At 34.5% G+C, this 19,378-nt stretch carries 23 protein-coding genes; 10 read left to right on the forward strand and 13 right to left on the reverse strand.

The features are described 5' to 3' along the window. Nucleotides 1–3: 3 nt before the first annotated feature. Complete coding sequence (locus NEF87_RS22935) at nt 4–837, reverse strand: alpha/beta fold hydrolase (protein WP_457917663.1); 834 nt, start codon at nt 835–837, stop codon at nt 4–6. A gap of 53 nt (nt 838–890) precedes the next feature. Here NEF87_RS22935 and NEF87_RS22940 point away from each other — a divergent pair, with 53 nt between their 5' ends. After that, nucleotides 891–1,535 (forward strand): hypothetical protein, encoded by a 645-nt coding sequence (locus NEF87_RS22940; protein WP_457917664.1) that lies wholly within the window; start codon nt 891–893, stop codon nt 1,533–1,535. Between the two features lie 194 nt (nt 1,536–1,729). Then, nucleotides 1,730–1,891, forward strand: a complete 162-nt coding sequence (locus NEF87_RS22945; protein WP_457917665.1) for a hypothetical protein — start codon at nt 1,730–1,732, stop codon at nt 1,889–1,891. Between the two features lie 14 nt (nt 1,892–1,905). Here the strand turns inward: NEF87_RS22945 and NEF87_RS22950 are convergent, their stop codons facing one another. The 9 genes from NEF87_RS22950 to NEF87_RS22990 all read right to left on the reverse strand — a co-directional run bounded on the left by NEF87_RS22950 (nt 1,906) and on the right by NEF87_RS22990 (nt 8,119). Then, on the reverse strand, nt 1,906–2,223 hold the full coding sequence (locus NEF87_RS22950) for an ArsR/SmtB family transcription factor (protein WP_457917666.1): 318 nt from the start codon (nt 2,221–2,223) through the stop codon (nt 1,906–1,908). 15 nt (nt 2,224–2,238) lie between these two features. Continuing rightward, nucleotides 2,239–2,661, reverse strand: coding sequence for a putative zinc-binding protein (locus NEF87_RS22955; protein WP_457917667.1), 423 nt, complete (start codon nt 2,659–2,661; stop codon nt 2,239–2,241). Next, nucleotides 2,658–3,098 (reverse strand): putative zinc-binding protein, encoded by a 441-nt coding sequence (locus NEF87_RS22960; protein ID WP_457917668.1) that lies wholly within the window; start codon nt 3,096–3,098, stop codon nt 2,658–2,660. Before NEF87_RS22960 ends, NEF87_RS22955 begins: the two co-directional genes overlap by 4 nt. Next, a complete protein-coding gene (locus NEF87_RS22965; RefSeq protein WP_457917669.1) occupies nt 3,085–4,008 on the reverse strand; it encodes a putative zinc-binding protein in 924 nt (307 codons plus the stop codon). The genes NEF87_RS22960 and NEF87_RS22965 overlap by 14 nt, the downstream gene beginning before the upstream one ends. A gap of 14 nt (nt 4,009–4,022) precedes the next feature. Beyond that, on the reverse strand, nt 4,023–4,343 hold the full coding sequence (locus tag NEF87_RS22970) for an ATP-binding protein (protein ID WP_371803858.1): 321 nt from the start codon (nt 4,341–4,343) through the stop codon (nt 4,023–4,025). Beyond that, complete coding sequence (locus tag NEF87_RS22975) at nt 4,336–4,725, reverse strand: hypothetical protein (protein WP_457917670.1); 390 nt, start codon at nt 4,723–4,725, stop codon at nt 4,336–4,338. The genes NEF87_RS22970 and NEF87_RS22975 overlap by 8 nt, the downstream gene beginning before the upstream one ends. 504 nt (nt 4,726–5,229) lie before the next feature. After that, entirely contained in the window at nt 5,230–6,000 is a 771-nt protein-coding gene (locus tag NEF87_RS22980; RefSeq protein ID WP_457917671.1) for a coenzyme F420-0:L-glutamate ligase, read from the reverse strand. Nucleotides 6,001–6,023: 23 nt separating this feature from the next. Then, nucleotides 6,024–7,316: a dihydropteroate synthase gene (folP, locus tag NEF87_RS22985; protein WP_457917672.1), complete on the reverse strand. Its 1,293-nt coding sequence runs from the start codon at nt 7,314–7,316 to the stop codon at nt 6,024–6,026. 80 nt (nt 7,317–7,396) lie between these two features. Then, nucleotides 7,397–8,119, reverse strand: a complete 723-nt coding sequence (locus NEF87_RS22990) for a methyltransferase family protein (RefSeq protein ID WP_457917673.1) — start codon at nt 8,117–8,119, stop codon at nt 7,397–7,399. Between the two features lie 361 nt (nt 8,120–8,480). On the opposite strand from NEF87_RS22990, the gene NEF87_RS22995 reads away from it, so the two are divergent. Both NEF87_RS22995 and gyrA read left to right on the forward strand, forming a co-directional pair. Then, nucleotides 8,481–10,538: a DNA gyrase/topoisomerase IV subunit B gene (locus NEF87_RS22995; protein ID WP_371803863.1), complete on the forward strand. Its 2,058-nt coding sequence runs from the start codon at nt 8,481–8,483 to the stop codon at nt 10,536–10,538. A 61-nt stretch (nt 10,539–10,599) separates the two neighbouring features. Then, entirely contained in the window at nt 10,600–13,185 is a 2,586-nt protein-coding gene (gene gyrA / locus NEF87_RS23000) for a DNA gyrase subunit A (RefSeq protein WP_457917674.1), read from the forward strand. Between the two features lie 246 nt (nt 13,186–13,431). Here gyrA and NEF87_RS23005 read toward each other — a convergent pair whose 3' ends face one another. Further along, a complete protein-coding gene (locus NEF87_RS23005) occupies nt 13,432–14,031 on the reverse strand; it encodes a TetR/AcrR family transcriptional regulator (RefSeq protein WP_457917675.1) in 600 nt (199 codons plus the stop codon). A 192-nt stretch (nt 14,032–14,223) separates the two neighbouring features. On the opposite strand from NEF87_RS23005, the gene NEF87_RS23010 reads away from it, so the two are divergent. Continuing rightward, on the forward strand, nt 14,224–14,913 hold the full coding sequence (locus tag NEF87_RS23010) for an MBL fold metallo-hydrolase (RefSeq protein ID WP_457917676.1): 690 nt from the start codon (nt 14,224–14,226) through the stop codon (nt 14,911–14,913). Nucleotides 14,914–15,001: 88 nt separating this feature from the next. On the opposite strand, the gene NEF87_RS23015 is transcribed toward NEF87_RS23010, so the two are convergent. After that, nucleotides 15,002–15,427, reverse strand: a complete 426-nt coding sequence (locus tag NEF87_RS23015; RefSeq protein ID WP_457917677.1) for a hypothetical protein — start codon at nt 15,425–15,427, stop codon at nt 15,002–15,004. A 195-nt stretch (nt 15,428–15,622) separates the two neighbouring features. Here NEF87_RS23015 and NEF87_RS23020 point away from each other — a divergent pair, with 195 nt between their 5' ends. The 5 genes from NEF87_RS23020 (at nt 15,623) to NEF87_RS23040 (ending at nt 18,406) form a co-directional block, all read left to right on the forward strand. Next, on the forward strand, nt 15,623–16,207 hold the full coding sequence (locus NEF87_RS23020; protein WP_457917678.1) for a DUF4184 family protein: 585 nt from the start codon (nt 15,623–15,625) through the stop codon (nt 16,205–16,207). A gap of 121 nt (nt 16,208–16,328) precedes the next feature. Continuing rightward, nucleotides 16,329–17,054, forward strand: a complete 726-nt coding sequence (locus NEF87_RS23025) for a hypothetical protein (RefSeq protein WP_457917679.1) — start codon at nt 16,329–16,331, stop codon at nt 17,052–17,054. A 135-nt stretch (nt 17,055–17,189) separates the two neighbouring features. Beyond that, entirely contained in the window at nt 17,190–17,351 is a 162-nt protein-coding gene (locus NEF87_RS23030) for a hypothetical protein (protein WP_457917680.1), read from the forward strand. An 18-nt stretch (nt 17,352–17,369) separates the two neighbouring features. Then, entirely contained in the window at nt 17,370–17,783 is a 414-nt protein-coding gene (locus tag NEF87_RS23035) for a NifB/NifX family molybdenum-iron cluster-binding protein (RefSeq protein WP_457917681.1), read from the forward strand. A gap of 374 nt (nt 17,784–18,157) precedes the next feature. Beyond that, nucleotides 18,158–18,406 (forward strand): hypothetical protein, encoded by a 249-nt coding sequence (locus NEF87_RS23040; RefSeq protein WP_457917682.1) that lies wholly within the window; start codon nt 18,158–18,160, stop codon nt 18,404–18,406. 17 nt (nt 18,407–18,423) lie between these two features. Here NEF87_RS23040 and NEF87_RS23045 read toward each other — a convergent pair whose 3' ends face one another. Then, complete coding sequence (locus NEF87_RS23045) at nt 18,424–19,053, reverse strand: ADP-ribosylation factor-like protein (protein ID WP_371803875.1); 630 nt, start codon at nt 19,051–19,053, stop codon at nt 18,424–18,426. Between the last annotated feature and the right edge of the window lie 325 nt (nt 19,054–19,378).

Genomic DNA, 19,378 nt, shown 5'->3' on the forward strand with positions numbered 1-19,378 from the left:
TAATTAATTGTGCAAAAGGATGAAATTTGAAATATGTTTGGCTACTTTCTCTGGAATTTCATAATTAATCCCATGACTCATTTTTGGAATCTTTATAAATAGAGAATTTGGAAGCGTATCATGTAACTTGATTCCAAAAATATGATGAAGGGTCTGATCTCTTCCTCCATGTAAAATTAGTGTGGGGACATTAATGTTTTTTAATTCTTGATATAGATCATAGTGATACGCCATATTTTCCAATAAAACTGTCAAAATTAGGGGGTTCATGCTTAATTTTCGTTCAATTTCCTCTTTTATAATTGATGGATTTTCTTTGGCAAATTTCCGTGTATATCCTTTTTTTGTACTGCCTTTGAAATATTCCTCATCTAAGATTATATTACCTGCTTTTATTCCTTCTACTTGCTCTATAATTGAACCTGAATCATCTCCTGCGGTGCTTGATCCTATTATTACAGCAGTACAAATATTTGGAAAGTAGGTCATAAATTGGAGCAAAACCATGCCACCCATTGAATGACCATAGTAGTAAATATTACTTCTAGTGATTAAGCTCAATCCAACTAGTATTTCGTGCAGATCGAGAGCCAATTGTGAAATTGTGTATAAAGGTAATGTTTCTTCATATTTAATTCCGGTAGGTGCATCCGACTGTCCATGTCCCCGGTGATCCCATCTTAAAATATAGTAACGGTCAATTAATAAGGGGAATATCTTATCAAATGTTGAGCAATTACTTCCATATCCATGTGCTAAGACTAATAATGGATTTTCTGGATTTCCTTCTAATTTATAGAAGATTCGAGTTGTTGACGCAAGTGTGTAAGTTGGCATTTCTCTTAATTTTATTAATGTGAAAAAATAAATAATATTTGTGTGAAAATTTAATGAATAAAAGTACAAATTTAGAACTAATTGAATTGAAGGGTCCTTCTTTCCTACAAAAATTCTTCGAAAAAATATCTCTTCGATCCCTATGGATTATCTCTGGTTTTGGATTTCTTTCAACCATAATTATTTATCTAATTATGGCTCCTATTGAGTTGGAATTGAAAGAAATATCACCATTTGGTGTTATGGAACTTGAATTTATGTGGACTCGTTCGCAAGCTCAGGTTATTATTGATGCTTGGGGATTGGAATACATTCAAAAGGAACTTTTTGTCACTTATCTTGATTTTGTTTTTATGCCTGCCTATGCAATTTTATTTAGCAGTTTTTCTCTTGCCATTTCCAAAAAAATAGTCCATAATAAAACTAACTTGAAAAAATCTCCAATTGTGAAATTTTTCTCCAGGAACGGTTTAGTTATTGGATTATTTCCTTGGATCGCTGTAATATTTGATATCATTGAAAATCTAAATATTATTTATATTTTAACAAATCCTGAAATGTTTAGAAATTTTGCTCCTTTTCTAACATCTGTTTGTGCATCCATCAAGTTTTCGTTTTTACTATTGTCTATTCTATTTTCTTTGGTTGAAATTCTGGTATTTTTATTTATGAAAAATAAAAGGATGAAAGAAATTTAGAGGATTTGATATTCCTAAACATGGTTGATTTTCGACCATAGACTACAAAAATTTAATCTTATTGACTTATTTAAGGAAATGTCTTCAATTTTTTCGATTGGACTTAATATTTATCATATTTTTAGTAAAATGCGTTTTCAATAATATAGCGGTTATATTTTTAAATTCTGCGACACTATCTTAATGTAATATATATGTGCTCTCCAAAGGATGAAATCCATTTTGATTATGCTCAAATTTTAGAAGAAGCTTATATGCATTATTCAAAAGACTTAATTACACAGGATCAGCTTGCTCGTATTGAGAAAAAGTGTGAAGATATTATACAAAAGAGCAATTCGTCTTTAGAGTGTTAAGATACAATAAAATACTAAAAAAATTTCCTGATATTATCTATTATTTGAAAGATTTCCGGATTTCTGATTGAATACATATTTTTTTTTCCTTCTTGGCGATATTGCAAAATTTTTCCATCTACTAAACTTTTCAAATGTTTTGAAATCGCAGCTTGAGTATAAGAAAAATGGGGTAATAAGTCACAGACACATAATTCTCCCTCGTGGAGGAGTAGAATCAATTCTATTCGAATAGGGGAAGATAGTGTTTTGCAAAATTCCGCTAATACCTTGATTTGTGGTCGAGGTAAAATATTCATCTCTAATTTGTGAGGATTTTTACATGCTGTCATTGTTTATCATCTATTTTATAAACTTAAGGGATTTAACTCTTTTCCAGCACATTCTGCAATATGAAGTGCCAATTTTTCACTTAGGGAATGATTTTTCCATTTTAAATCATGTAATGGCCCATTTTTTACTTGCTGCCATTCTGTCTCAGTGTAAAATTCTGATAATTCAATTTCCTTAATTGGTTCCCGTCCTAAATTATTAACTGATCGGGCAGCGCATTTTTTCTGACAACCGTCAACAGTAATGCATGGGAATTTTTTCACAAAATTTTGTTCCTTCTCATCCCCAGCTAAAAATAAAGGAACACAGATTGTCGTTGTACTCCCCGGAATATACTCTGAAAGTACCTTTATTGTGGCAATACGCGAAACTGTGCCGCCTGGACATTCTTCTCCACTACAAGATAGAATTCCAATATATTTTGGTTGAATAATCATCGTGATTCCTCCATAAAATTGTCTATATCTGTACCGATATCCCTAGCTGTCCGTTTTGCTAATTCTAAAGCTTGCTCTCCAGGATCTAATATGCTTTTTCCTAGTTTAAGATCCCTATTTTTTACCAGAAATTTTGGCATCAAATACTTTTTTGCTACCAATCCTCCATTCTTTTCAACATTCAAGGTGGCACATTTTTTTGGACATCCATCAATCGTAAAAATAGGATGTTCTTGGATTGTGATTTTAGATTCATCATCAGCAACAACTAGTCGTGCTAAACATAACAATCGAGTATCATGTGGCTTTAAGTTTTGAGTTACTTCATAAGCAGTCCAGCGAGTAACGGTTCCCAATGCCTTTCCAATTCCGCTGCAAGGCAAAATTAAGACTTTTTTATCCTTTGATTCTTCTAATTTTTCATTATTTAATTTCATCTTCAATTTTCTCCTTCATGTGTGCAAAATAGTCAAGGGGGGTCATTAAATCTTCTAATTCTGTATCGAATGTGGATGGTTCTATCACACAAATCCATCCATTAGTATATGGTTCTCTATTAATTATATCTGGTTCTTCAATCAAAGCCTTATTTACTTGAACCACATTTCCAGTAAAAGGAGAGAGTAGATCAATTACTGTTTTTGTTGATTCGATTGAAGCTAAAGATTCCAATTGCTCCGCTTTTGAGCCGATTTCAGGTAAATCAATTATCACAATATCACTCATATTTTGTTGTAAATAATCCGAGATTCCAACTACTGCCTTTCCATCTTGCATATAGACCCAAGCATCATTCCAAGTGAAATATAGCCCTGATTTATTATTGGGGACTTTGAACTCAAATTTTGCTTGAAGATATTTTTGCCATTGCTCGTAATTGGGTAAGAATTGGAATTTCTCATCAAAAATATCTTTTTTTGGTGATACTTGCGGATACAATTTCAAATAAATTTCTTTTGCGGTTTCAGTGGCAATATTTAGTTCATCACCTGTTAAACTTGTTTTACCTTTTGGGGAGAATCCTTTTCCCTTTATTGATTGAGGTATATTGAAAACAAAATCTGGTCTCAATTCTTTAGTTTCACATAATTTTGAAACACATTTTTTTCCGCATCCATTTAGAACACATATCGATTTGTTTTTTAAAAGATCTTGGACATTTTCTTCTTCTACAGAGATTTGAGCAAATGATGGTTCAATTACTATATTTTTTGAATGTTCTCTACCCATTTGCACTAATTCCAGTGCAATTGATGTGCTTAATTGACCTGTTAATCTCTCTATTCCGCTACATGGTATGATTAGTATGTTTTCTTGATTATGGGTTATATTTAATTCGTTTTGCATATATATTCACCAAATTATTTCGAGAGTGTTTTTTTTTTAATTTCTGCTTTAATGGATTTAATTTGTTTCAAAACTTCCTTTTTCGGTTGAAAAATCATAGCTCCTTCGATAGGACACATTTTTAAGCATGCCTGGCAGAAAACCACACAATTTTTTGGTTTAACTACCACAATCTTTCCATCCTTTTTCTCATATACTCCATGAGCGCAAAAAGTTACACAATCTCCGCAATTATTGCATTTTTCATAATCAATTATGGGAAACCAATCTATTTGACCTCTTGGTACTCCCATGAACTTGTGAGGGTTTTTCATATTACGACTTGCTTCACTCATCAATTATACCCCATTCTTCCAATTGTTTTTCTATTTCATCGAAAGCTTCATCAGTAGTCATGTTACGAACATCTAGAGGTTTGGCCATTTTGCTAAAATCAAGATTATGTTTTTTAAAAGCAGGTGACATCAGTTTCATCTGCATATTTGGTGAACAACCTGCTATAAAATAGTGCATATCTGGATCTATTGAATTAGTTTTCAATAAATCATCCAAAAAGCGATCTCCATCAATTTCACATAGTTGTGGATGTACTATTGCCCATTCTACAGGAAGGGCTAATCGAACTTGATTTATTAAATCCCATACGTTCATGGTTGCGAACCCCGGACAATCGCCGGTACAAACGCAGAGAATGAATCCTACTCGTGGTTTTGCCATTGTTTTCACTTCTACTTAGTAAAAAAATTGGAAATAATATAACCAAAATGTTATCATAACCATTTGGTTATCATTACTTTTTAGTTATGTATTCTTCCTTAAAAACATTTTTATCATCATAACCTAATTTCAAATTTCTCTTCTTATTCGGTATAAAACAAATATATTTAGGATTTTAGTTCTATTGGTCATTATGGGTAATATTTCCTATGAAAGTACGATCATTTGTCCCCAATGTGGAAATTCTGAAACCCATATTCTAACTGAAAACGCATGAAATTTGGCGATCTCCTGTGACAATTGTAAAACAATCATCCGTGGAAAACCAAATAAACATGGGTGAACTTGAGTTTTTTGTAGTTATGGTAGTTCTCCATGAGTAGGGATTCAGAAACAAACAAATAAGTAATGCATCGCAAAAAATGCAATGAAAACTACTGGTAAACCTTTGGCAGTAGTTGGAGCATAAAGAAGTGAAAAAAATGTGAATTTTGGATTTTCTATTCAAAATTTATAAATACGTGCAAATAAATCATCTTCACGTGGAAAAAGCATGGCATCTTTTGCTATTTCTTCATTCGTAAAGTCAACTGGGGCGTTTTCTATCATCACAAAGGGTGTTTGTTCATCACATTCTCCCATTACAAGGTGGGCGGCATCGGTAAGTTGATCTGCTAAAGCACGTTGTGTCCATTCCATTTCATGGCCGTATAAATCACATTTACCAATACAATCCATAACTGGATTGAAACCATCAACTCCGATAGCAACTCCCACGATCCCCTTTCTAAGTGGCTGTACTCGAGAATCGGATATAATAGTGCCAAAATTTGTGAGATGATATATTTCTTTAATTTTCTGAGAGATTTGTCTTGCTGTTTCAAAAGGTTCTGTTGGCCAAGGTGAATAATGGTCGCCCGGTCCAGAGTTTGACTTGTCAATTCCTCCATTGGCAATTAAAACTCCATTCTTTTCGGTAAATAGCATCTTTGGGATTCCTCCAATGATTTGGTCCGATTCATCCAAGATAATTTGAACAAAACGTGGATCCATAGTATATTCCTTAGCTAGATTTTTTGCCTTCTCACTTATCTCAGTTATCTGATTAAGATCTATTATTTTTCCTTGAGATGTGGCTACAAGTGTCTCAGCAATGACTAAAACCGAATTCTCTTGAGGAAATAAATTATTCGATTTGAATGTTTCTTGAAGAACCTTGATTAAATCTTCATTCTTTTGAATAATATGGGTTGTTTTTAATGCTGTTATTTTCATTAGTTTCTTTCTCCAATTTTTTTTCATTTGATTAAAAGATAATTAGTGCTGTAAATTTCCTTAATTTGCTCTTCTTTGTGCAAAGAGGCTTCTATCATTTTTCCCAACTTATCTAATTCTAAATCTTGCCCTCGCAATTTCTTAACCAGTTGTTCCATTTGAAGCAAAGTTCCAATTAAAACGGCAGTAAATTTTTCATCGTATTTTTTATTTTCCGTAGTGACCACTTCGCGATGTAATGCAACGTCTCCTCCCCGAGCGAGTAATTCTTGCTTCAGAATTAATCCTTGGGGTGCTGTGATATTTTTCAAGATAATATTTTTCGAGATCATTTTTCCTGACATTATTTTAGCCCCAGGTAGGGAAACTCCTAGTTCGGATAAATGAATTTCTGTGGCATATTTATCCCGAATTAGTTCTTCTATCTCACAAATTTGGTTATTATTTTGAATTTGAATTGGTTTTCGTCTAATTGCGGAAGCCACTTTAATCGTGTGTTGCATTTTTTCATCTACATCATGGGTTCGAATGATATGTGCTCCATTATAGATTGCAATGGATGTGGCTGCCAAACTTCCTATATCTCGCTTGGATGCATCCTTTTCCTCCAATATTGATCCAATGAATGATTTTCTTGATAATCCGACAAGAATGGGGACTTGAAATGCTCTAAAGTCATGTAAATGATCTAACATCGCCAGATCATATTCATAGGTTTTTTCTGCGACCCATTTTCCAATTCCTGGATCAACCATGACCTTTTGAGTATCATAATTCCGCTTCTTCAATTCCAAAATACTCTGATGTAAAGCTTTAAGAATCTCTTGAGGGGTTTTTGCATCTCCCGGTTTTTTAAAAGTCGCCATCAAACAAACTGGGCAGTTGTATGATACCACTAAATCCAGCATCTTTGGATCCGTTTGGAAGGAAGAAATATCATTTAAAATCACTCGATATCCATGCTTTTTTCCAAACTCTAAACTCCACCGAGCAACTTTTGAATATTGTGTGTCAATGGAAAGAATTATGTCCTTTGGAACCAGTTCTGGGATCATTGTTAAAGTTTTTTGCATTCGGTCCAATTCTTCATCCAAAGAAATGGGATCAGACCATGGAGCTGTTGAACGTGCTCCAAAATCGAGAATGGTTGCTCCATATTTGATAAATTTTTCAATTGTAATCTGTAAACTTTCATTGGGAATGAAAGAACCTTGATAGAAGCTTTCGGGACTCAAATTGACAATTCCCATAATTCGAACGGGGGAAAAATCACCAATTGAATACCCTTCAAATAATTCTTGATGGATAGAACCCATAATTCTAAATATACCACTCTTCGATTAAAATTTTTCATTGTGCGAGTTTTTTCTTCTAACCACCATTTGAACGTATCTAATTAAAAAATTCCAGGGATGACGCGATATTTCGTTTTTTTCATATATTCTTCATATCCTTCCAATTCTTCAATTAACATTTTTTCTTCATCGAGTATCCTCAAGATCAGAAGTGGAATGAACAATATAATTCCGAGCAATCCCCACCAAGATCCTAAGGCAAGAGGTGTAATTCCATACATAATTGCTACTGCAAAATACATTGGGTGCCGAACGATGGCGTAGGGACCTGTAGTAATGAGTTTTTGTGTTCCTTTCTCAACCTCAACTGTGTGACTAGCATATCTATTTGTGTGCAAAATCCAAATAAATAGACCGTAACTTCCAATGAGTATGAAATCCGCTACAAAAATTGTCCAAGTTGGCACTTTCGACCAATTAAACCTATTGTCAATACTGGGGAATAAATACATTAGTAGAAGAATCACATTAGCAACAGTTATTATCCATTTTTGAGGTTCTCTTTTCTCTTTCCGTTTGAGTCTTCGTTTTAATAGATCCGGATCCTTATTTACGAGGTAGATCAGAAATATGTTCATCATGATCATGAAAGTTCCAATATACAGCCATGCTTCCCAATAACGAAGGCTCCAAGAAGGTAAAAAAAACATTATCCCGAGTAGAATAAATACAAAAAGACTCTTTTTTAACGCTTCAATATAAAGATTTTTTTTCTCTGCTTTTTCACTCGGTTGGAAAATCCGATTTTCGTTTGAATCACTCATCAAATAATCACAATATAGGTACAATTCTATTCAGATATAAAACGATAGGAAAAACTAACTTAATTTGGGATAAAAAATGCGAAATTGTGTTCACAAAACAAATAAATCAGTAAAATGTAAGATTTAGAAGGTTTAATTATGATTTTTCACTATGAAATACAGAAGAATCATCGTGATATGAGTAATTTAAATTATTTAATCTACGTATAATGTTGCATCCATGACATGAAATGATCAGAATGAATGTTTGAATACAGAAATATTTAGATAGAGTCCGCAATTATAGATCTTGTTTTAAGAATCATAGATTAATTCATGGCTCTTAAATCTGAATTATTTTTGTCGAACAGAGGGACCAATTATGAATCCAACGAACAATGAACCAAGTGATAGTAATATTTTGGAAAATGAAACTGATAAAAATACTCTTTCAGATGAATATGATGCTAATAATATTGTTGTTTTAGAAGGTCTTGATGGAGTTCGAAAACGTCCCGCTATGTATATTGGTTCTACTGGTAAAAGAGGCTTTCATCATCTAGCTTTTGAAGTCATTGATAATTCAATTGATGAAGTTATCGGGGGATTTTGTACAAAAATCACCGTAATTCTCGAAAAAGATAACAGTTGTCGAATTATAGATAATGGACGGGGAATTCCCGTTGATATTCATCCGACAAAGAAAGTTTCAACACTTGAAGTTGTATTTTCATCCTTACATTCTGGGGGGAAGTTTGATAAAAAATCCTATGCTGTATCAGGCGGTTTGCATGGGGTCGGTTTGGCTGTTGTAAATGCTTGTTCAGAATGGGCTGTTGTTCGAGTGTGTCGAGATGGACAAATCCACACTGTGAAAATGGGGAAGGGTCATATCCATGGGCATGTCACTATTTCTGAAGGAAATTGTTATGAAGATGACTCTTGGACTGAAGTTACATTTTATCCTGATAAGGAGATTTTTACTAGCATTCCAGACGAAGAATACCATTTTGATTATGTTTATTTAGCCAATCGATTACGCGATCTTTCCTATCTTAATACCATTGAAATTGAAATCATTGATAAACGTGGCGAAGAAGAAAAACGAGAAACATTTTACCATGAAAATGGAACATCCGATTTTGTCCGCTATCTCAACGCTGCTAAAAAACCCATCAACTCCGAACCTATCAGACTTATCAAAGAAAAGGATGGGGTGGTCATGGAACTTGCTTTCCAATATAATGAGACCTACAATGAGTTAATTCAGTGTTATGTTAATAATATTAATACTGTTGAAGGGGGCACTCATTTAGTCGGTTTTAAATCTGCGTTAACTCGAATTTTTAATAATTACATTAAGGCTCATCCAAGGGATTATAAAAATGAAAAGGCATTAAAGGGTACCGATGTACGTGAAGGTTTGGTTGCTGTTTTAGCTGTTCGCGTGCCTGAACCTCAATTTGAGGGCCAAACTAAAACTAAATTGGGTAATCCCGAAGTGAAAACCATCGTTTCTGAAATTGTCTATGATGAAATATCTCATTATTTCGATTCTCATCCATCTCAAGCGAAAAGTATTGTTCAGAAATCCATTCTTGCGCAGCGAGCTCGTGTGGCCAGTCAAAAGGCTCGAGAATTAACTCGCCGCAAATCTGCTTTGGATGGCCTTCGTCTCCCGGGCAAACTTGCTGATTGTTCTTCCAAAAAACCCGAAGATTGTGAAATTTTTATTGTCGAAGGTGATTCTGCTGGTGGGTCTGCCAAGCAAGGACGCGATCGTGCCACACAAGCAATTTTACCTCTCCGGGGAAAAATTCTCAATGTGGAAAAAGCTCGCCTGGCGAAAATTTTAAGTAACAAAGAAATTGCGGCCATGATAAAAGCAATTGGCGTCGGAATTCAAGAAAGTCAAGAAATTGATGATGAAGATGATGATGGTGGTATCACATTTGACATTTCACACTTGCGCTACCATAAAATTATCATTATGTGTGATGCAGATGTGGACGGACATCATATCGAAACGCTGCTCTTGACGTTTTTCTTTCGGTTTATGCGTCCTCTTGTTGATGCGGGTCATATTTATCTAGCCGTACCTCCAATTTATAAGATTGTCCATAATAAAAAATTTAAATATCTTTATATTGCGGATGAAGCCAAATTACTTGCGGATGAATTGCATAAATTCCAAGTAGAACATAATATCTCTGATATCAGTAAAATTAAAGTTCAAAGATTCAAAGGGCTTGGGGAAATGAATCCCGAAGAATTATGGGATACCACGATGGAGCCTTCAAGTCGTCGCCTTCATAGGGCGAGCTACGAGGATTTTGCATCTACTGATAATATGTTTTCGGTGTTAATGGGAAGTGAAGTGGAACCCCGGCGCAAATATATTATGGACAATTATGATAAAGTTCAAGCACTCGATATTTAATTTTTTTCAAATGAATAAAATTTCATAAATTAATTTCAATATATTTTAAAGGTAAATATTTATGTCCCAATCACCAGATCCAGATAAAAATAATCCCGAAATTCCTGAAGATGACGATATAACAGATGCATCATTTATTATCGATAAAGAAATCAAAGATGAATTGAGTAAATCCTATATTGATTATGCTATGTCCGTGATTGTAGGAAGAGCGATTCCAGATGTTCGCGATGGAATGAAACCGGTTCAGCGTCGTATTTTATATACGTGCGAACAAAATAATTTTCTCTATAATCGACCAACTCGCAAGTGTGCTCGTATTGTTGGAGATTGCATGGGTAAATATCATCCCCATGGTGATCAATCTGTATATGCTGCATTAGTTCGATTGGCACAGCCGTTTTCTGTCCGATATATGTTAGTGGATGGACAAGGGAACTTTGGTTCTGTTGATGGGGATTCTGCTGCAGCAATGCGTTATACGGAAGCACGGTTAGCAAAGATTAGCAATGATATGTTAGCTGATATTGATAAAAACACAGTTGATTTTGTCGATAACTTTGATGGTTCTTTGAAAGAACCGGCTTATTTACCCGCAAAATTGCCAATGATTTTACTCAATGGTGCTTCTGGTATTGCGGTCGGAATGGCTACGAACATTGCACCTCATAATTTGAGGGAAGTTTCAGATGCGATTGTTGCCTCTATAGAAATGGGACCATCAAATTTCACACCTACTGATGCGGCTAAATACATTCGAGGGCCGGATTTTCCAACTGGTGGTATCATGATGGGTCAACAAGGTGCTTTTGATGCTATTACAACTGGAAGGGGGGCTATTGTTGTTCGAGGTAAAGCTGAAATCGAAATCAATGGAGCAGGAAAAAATAAGGATGCTATTATTATAACCGAAATTCCTTATATGGTCAATAAAGCAAGGTTGATTGAAAATATCGCTGATCATGTTAATAAAAATGTTATTCCTGAAATTTCTGACATAAGAGATGAATCTGATCGAAACGGAATGCGTATTGTTATTGAACTTAAAAAAAATAGCGACGCAAATGCATGTTTGAATCGGTTGTATTTAAAAACTCAACTTCAAAATTCATTCAATATTATCAATTTAATGCTTGTAAATAATGGATTGCAACCACAAGTTCTCAATTATGCCGAAATAATTAAGGAATTCATTGATCATCGTGAAAAGGTTATTCAACGACGAACTGAATTTGAATTAGCCAAAGCGAAAAATCGACTGCATATTATTGAAGGTTTACTAATTGCTATAAATAATATTGATGAAATTGTACAATTAATTAAAAAAAGTGCAAATCCTGCTGAAGCAGCAGAACAAATGATGGAAAAATTTGGTTTAACCGAAATTCAAGCAGCAGAAATTTTGAAAATGCCCTTAAGTCGGTTAACAAATCTTCAAACTCAGAAACTTGTGGATGAGGAAACTGACCTGAAAGTGAAAATTGCTGAGTTTGAAACCATTCTTGGAGATTATAATGTTCGTTTGCAGATTGTAAAAGATGAAACCATTGAAATGGCCGCAATGTATGGAGATGAACGACGGACAGAAATTCAAGAAACTTTTGAAGCGTTAAAAATTAATTACAAGGAAACCGTACCTGAAGAAGATTGTGTCATCATGATTACTCGCAATCAAACTATCAAGCGGATGACCTTGGAAAATTATCAAGCTCAAGGGCGTGGTGGTAAAGGTAAACGAGGAATGAATATGCGGGAAGAAGATATTGTTCAAGAAATGTTCATTGCTTCCAGTCATGATACCATTTTACTCTTTACACAGCAAGGTCGAGTTTATTCTATTCCTGCATTTACAATACCTTTAGCTTCCCGTAATGCACAGGGAAAAGCTTTAGTTAATTATGTTAATTTAAAATCCGCCGAAAAAATCATTGATATTACTAATGTAAGTGATTTTGAAGGTAATCGAAGTCTTGTGTTTGTTTCCTCAAAAGGAATGATTAAAAAAGTGAAGCTCAGTGCTTTTGCAAAAATCCGAAAAACTGGGATTCATTGTATGAACGTTAAAGATAATGATCAATTAGTTAAGGTCAAACTCTGTGAGCCGGGCAAAGAAGTATTTGTTGCTACAAAAACAGGGCATGCAATTCATTTTAAGGAAGATGAATTACGCTTAATTGGACGTACTGCTATGGGTGTTAAAGGGGTGACTCTTCGGTCCGAAGTAGATGAAGTTGTGGATTTGGTTGTTGCAGATCCAACCACCAATATTGTAACTCTGAGTAAATTGGGTTATGGCAAAAATAGTGAATTGAGCCTTTATCGATTGACCCATCGGGGTGGGAAAGGTGTAATTAATATCAAACTTCGTGAAGGAGATGAAGTAATTGCCAGTAAATCAGTCCCCGAAGAGAAAAATTTACTATTAGTCAGTGTGAAAGGTATTATTATACGGGTTCGTACTGAAGATATTCGAGAGACGGGACGCGCTGCAAAAGGTGTTATTGTAATGCGATTGGGTGAAGACGATGCGGTTAGTTCTGTCGCATTATGTGATGCAATGGATGAATCTATTCCCGATGAATCAGCAATTGAACCTGATGATCCTGAAATAGTTCCTGATGATCCTAATAATAATCTTAAAGATTAATTTTGCTTCTTTAATGAACCTATCCCTTTAACTGTTTGGGGGGTATTTTTCACCCCTTTTTTGCTGATCTTTGACTAACTGAAAGTTATTAATGTTGATTATCCTATCAGACTATTAGGTCTCACAGTCTTGACTATCCCGAGTCATGTTTTTCCCATGGAAAAACACTATAAGTCAGAACTCAAAAAAAAGTGCATCTTTCTTGTCCCATTATTCCTCGACATCTATCTGTTAGAAACCATAAAGTTAGACTACCAATGCATACCACGCGATGTCAATTACTTTTTCTATTAAGGATGCTGTTATAAGCTGAATCTTTGCCACGTGAAGTTTTACAAGAGTGATTAGGGGGATAAAAGCAAAACTGATCAATATTGTGAGAGGTAAGGGTTTGAAAATTCCTCGTTCTTTCCCTTTTTGTATAAATTCCGTAATATATTCCCGTACTTGGAATTCTTTGGGATCTATTAGCTTCATCATTCCGGTTTGTTCAAATTGCTCCCTGTAATTAATGAATTCTGGATTATCAAGATAAAAGTTAATAGAGGATTTCCATAAGCAGCGAAATTGTTCTTCAAGGGATAAATTCATGGTGATTTTTCGGAGAATTTGGACCCCCATTTTTTTTTGAATATCACAATAGATCTTCACCAATAGGTCTTCTTTATTCTCAAAATAAATGTAAATGGTAGCGGGGGAGACATCCGCTCTTTTGGCTATTTTTGAGATAGAAATACCGGAAAAACCATATTCGTGGGTAAGCCTAAGGGATTCCTTCACGATGGCATTATATTTATTTTCATCTCGAGTTCGCATTAAAATTCTATATAATGAATAAGCGCTCATTTATTTAAATTTTTCTAAGTAAATTTTCCGTATTTAGGATGTCTTATGACGATAAAAATCTTGGTTCATTGAATTTAATTGATTCATGATGGATAATTATAGAAAGTGAGTTGAAGATGCATGAAAGAATGAATTGGAAAGGAAAAACTTGAGTAAGTTACTTTTATAAATGAATGTTCATTTATTTATATTATGAGTGACGCTATCCAAGTGGAGAAATTATCCATAATCGAAATACCTTTTAAGGCTGTCAACTGTTATCTTCTTCGCTCTCCCCTCGGGTTTATCTTGATCGATACGGGGACGACTAAAAATCGTCACGAATTAGAAACTCAGTTAAACCGCCATGGAATTACCCCTCAAAACAAAACTCTTCTTTTAATCATTTTAACCCATGGAGATTTTGATCATTCCGGAAATGCAGCGTATCTTAAAACACGATATAATGTTCCCGTGGCACTTCATTATGCTGACTTTGGAATGGTAGAGAAAGGGGATATCACATGGAATCGAAACATGAATCCGTTCCTGAAGGTGATCGCGAAAGGGCTGACGATGGTGTTAGGATTACGATTGAAAAAACAAGATCGTTTTACTCCCGAAATTACGCTCTTAGAAGGTCAACAACTGACAGAATATGGAGTGGAGGGAGAAATCATAGAACTTCCAGGCCATTCCAAAGGTTCCATTGGAATTCTGTTGAAAAATCAGTCTTTAATCTGTGGAGATGTATTTCAAAATCGCAGCACACCTGAACTCGCAGATATGGTGGCCGATAAAACTGCAATAGAAGAAAGTGTGGCAAAAATACAGAAAAGAAATCCCAAAGTGGTATTTCCAGGTCACGGAAGTCGGTTCAATTGGGAAAATTTCAAGGGATAAATGAGTATGCTCCTACAATTTTCATTTTTTTTTTATTAAAGTTCTTCTCCGAAACGAGAACAATAATTTCTCTCCCATGTTTCAGTGCTTAAAAAATAGATTTATAACGTTCGACACAATTAAGACCATTCTCAAAAAACAATTGATTTATTTTACAAGTCAATTCTTCAAATGCGTCTAAGTTACCGTCCCAATCTTCAATGAAATTTGGGGGGTATAAATTTTTAAATATTTGAACTATTTCGTGCATAGATTCTTTCATTGCTTTATTATTTTCTACTTTGATACCTTTACCTATGATTAAGAGGTTATATGCTTGTACATGCTTTAATAATATAATTTCATCCCCAAATTCGATGCAATTCAATTCCTTTTTAGATAAATTTTTCCCAAATTGATTAAGTGCACTAAAAAAACCTGCAAATAAATTTGGATCGCTATTTTGTTCTAGAGAGTAATTATAAATACATTTTCCCGAAGCATCAACTATCCATATTTCTGAAATGTCCACCATTCTACATCAATGTTGCTCTTATATGAAATTCATTATCAAAATTAATGGATCTCTGAATAAATATTGTTCACTTGTACCTTAAAATATTTCATGTTATTCCCGTGAATTTTACGAAATTAGGAATAATGTCTTAATCAGCAAAATTTACTAATTAGATTCTTAAAATTTAATTAGGATTCATGCAAACTAATATTCATGCCCTTTACACCTTTTCATTTTGGAATCGCCCTTCCATGTATCTTTTGGGATTGGAAAAAGAAACGGGTCGATGCAATTTCAGCATTAATAGGTACGGTTATTATTGATATTAGGGCAACGTATCTATTTCTTTTTGTTCCTTCAAACCGCCATTATCATGGCATTCTTCATAATTTTTTGGTAGCCTTGATTCTTGGGATTTTGGTTGGGCTTTTTGTTCACGCAACCCGTAAATTTTGGAATAAAATTCTCAAATTAGGGAAATGGGAACAAACCACCTCTTTATTTTCTAAAATCCTTGTAGCCTGTATTTTTACTACAAGCCATATTCTTTTGGATTCTGCGATCTATTACTATGATCCAAATTGGGAATACTCAATGGAACCTTTATTACCTTTTGCTTCTGGTAATCCTCTCTATGGGTGGTTGGGATCAGTACAACCGACAAATCTCTGTATTTATGGATTTTTAATTGGTATTGGTATGTATATCGGGTATTTATTTTGGTTTAATGGCTCACAAAAGATGATATCAAAGGATGTTGATGAAATTTTGGATTCTTTTGAAGATGAAGCAAATTGAATCTTCAAGATCAACTTTTTTATCTTTATATTATACTTCAACTAATTCTGAAGGCTTAGTTTAAAGCGATGACAAGTCCCGAATCGAAAGGTATAATAAAGGACTTCACTATGAATTAACTATGTTTCATAATCCCGATATTCACAATACGGAAGCGCCAAAAAAAGAAGAGGTAAATAAAGTTTTGGGGGATAATGGCGACAGAATCCGGTTATCCAGTCCAATTGGTCAAGAATTGTTTACATGTCTATTTTGCACATTTCTTATGGGGATTATTTTCAATATTTTGCGATATTTTCTTCTAGGGCTTATCAGTCTTATGGTCATTTATCAACTCCTTTCAAAAACACGAATCGACGGCCAAAAGGTGCTGCTATATATGATCCAACATTCGCTATTTTCGCCGTTCCATAAGTATATTTTGAGTAAGCATTATTTCATTATTTCAAATGGTGTGGTAGTCCAAAAATCACTTTCCCAGTACCAAAAAGAAAACCAACCATTTTTGGTGGCCTTCATAAAATATCTGGCGAATCATCCGAAATATTTGGACCAGTTTGGGAATACTGCGCAAAAGCTCATAGTAGCGGCCAAAAACGAGAATTATACTATTACAAGAATAAATGCACTAATGGACTATTATAGTCTGACCACCGAAGAATTGATTGATCAATATATTACCACTAAGCAAATCCTTGATCATCTCCAGCAGCGAATATTTATAGAAGCTGATGTAACTGATCGAGAAAAGTTGTACCGAGAATTAAATGCATCAGATCCACTATTATTAGCCTTTGAAAAATATCATAATATTGAGCTTAAAAGTGGGCTTGATATTATGAAATAAATGTGTTTCATTTGTAAAGAGGAATTATGGAGAAAAACGATCAAAAATATGGGATTAATGATCGAAATCAGAAACTTTAAATAATATTCATTGCTTTCCGAATACATATTCACATAAAAACAGGTGATACTAACTATGACTTGGATGATAGATGAAGGATGTTATGGATGCGGACGCTGTACTTTTTGTAATGGAATAGAGATGGTAGGTAGCGTTGCTCAAATTGTTGATCAATCTGCGAATTGCATTGATAACGTGGCACAAATGTGCCCTGCTGGTATAATACACCAAATTTAATTTGAGAGATACATAAAAATGGACTCTAATTTTGGAAACATTAAATTTGCTGTTGGAACTGATGATAAACTAACTTATTCTGCCGATCATTTCGGTTCGGCGCAATTTTTTTTGATTTACACGCTAAATCTCCAAACTAAGGAGATAAAATTGCAAAAAACGATTGTGAATAAAACACCAGAGGAACATCGCCATGGTGATCCCCAAAAAGCCCTAAGTATATCTACACTCCTGCAAGGTATTCCAGTTTTGATCGGAAGATACATGGGGAAAAATATCACTCGGATTCGGAAGAAATTTATTCCGATTATTGCATCGTTTGATTTAATTGACAAGTCCTTGGTAATTTTGCCCGATATAATTCCTGAAATTAGATCTGAATTGGAAAAACCTGGTGGGATACCAAAAAAAATCATCCATTTACGCTCTTAGATCGGAAGATATGTGCTAAAATTAATCAGATGGGATGGGCATTGTCAATTTCTTTTTTTAAATATTTGATATTCTTTGTAAAAGAAGATTAAAGTCTTGATTGTGATTATCACAATAACATTAAATCCCAAAAGGCTGATTGAAAAGCGTTTCTTAGATGTAGGAATTTCTTGATGTCATGCGAAATCCAAAGAACAAACTAAATTGAAGACGCTAAGATCTATTTTTTTTTTATATCCACTCATTTTCATTTCCTCATTGAATAAAACTTTTGTTTTTTGACCAATTAAAGAGTCACACTCTGAAAAATGATGGACCTTTGAGATCCTTCTTAACTAACAAATTTCATATTTCCCAGAAGATAATAAAAGAATATGGACAGTATTAGGGAGATAATTATAGATTTAGCTTTAAGGAATCACATTTCTTTGAGTGAAGAAGCAATCATAGCTATAGAAAACATCCCAGAATTGAAATTTAAAGAAAAAAACTGGTTTGATATTTTAGAAGCTATCATAATAGAAATGAAATATCATTTGGCGATTGTAGAACGAAACATTGCTCAAGCGGTAGATATAAAAAATGTTTGTGAGTCAATCGGAGTTGGATTTTCAAAAGAATAAAGAAATGAAAAAATAGCTTAAATCTCGCCTTTCGGACCTGTGGTCTGTCCGCCCGATTGTAAGCGCATATAATGCCGTAGAACGGCTTCTCGTGCTGCAAACACAAACGCTCGCTTCACATTCACACCCGTAATGGCGATTGTCTCATAGATCAAAACATTGCTCAATTTGGCTGCATTTAACACTTCACGAATCTTGTCGATCGGTGTCGGGTTGGGCACATCTCGTTTGTTTGCCATGAGTACTAATGGGACTTCAGCATTACCATCCGCTCCCGCCATCACCTTTGGGCCATAAAACTTTAGCAGTTCTTTAAGTGAATACAAGTTTTCTTCCCATTGATCCGCAGAAGAGTCCCAAGTAAAAATGACCGCATCAGAGCCTTTCAAGACTGTTTTACGTTGATATTTGTGGCGTCGTTGACCGGCGACGGTGTAACATTGGAAGACAACATTCGAAACCCGTGCCACAACACGATCAAAGAATAAGGTTCTTCCTGTAGGATCGGTGATTGATTGTAATTTGCCGCTAGCTAGCCCTTCCTTCTCGTAAATCCATCCTAAAGCGCATGTCTTCCCTCCCATCGAGGGCCCCCAGAACACGATCTTAAAGACTAAAGTATTATCCGCTCTTCTACTTGGACACATGGTTTTTTCTTCCTAGATAAATTGTTAAACTTTGTATAATAACAAAGTAGGTTTATAGTAATTATTAGTCTTTTGTTGCTTAAATGTTTTAATTTCGGATCAAGCGAAGTGGTCTGAAAAGGGCGAGGGGGAACGACAAAAATGCAAAAAAACAAGAATAAAGCAGAAAGAAAAAATGGTAAATGTGAAGATCTATGGTGGTAAGCGTTAGAATGGGGTATGATAAGGACATATTGGAGAATCAGAGATTCGAATATGTTGAATAAATATTTAATTTGAATGGGATCTTTTCTATGGGAAAATAAAGGGTGGAAATGAATTCCAA

The organism is Candidatus Lokiarchaeum ossiferum (genome assembly GCA_025839675.1).
GTDB classification, from domain to species: Archaea; Asgardarchaeota; Lokiarchaeia; order Sigyniarchaeales; family Promethearchaeaceae; genus Lokiarchaeum; species Lokiarchaeum ossiferum.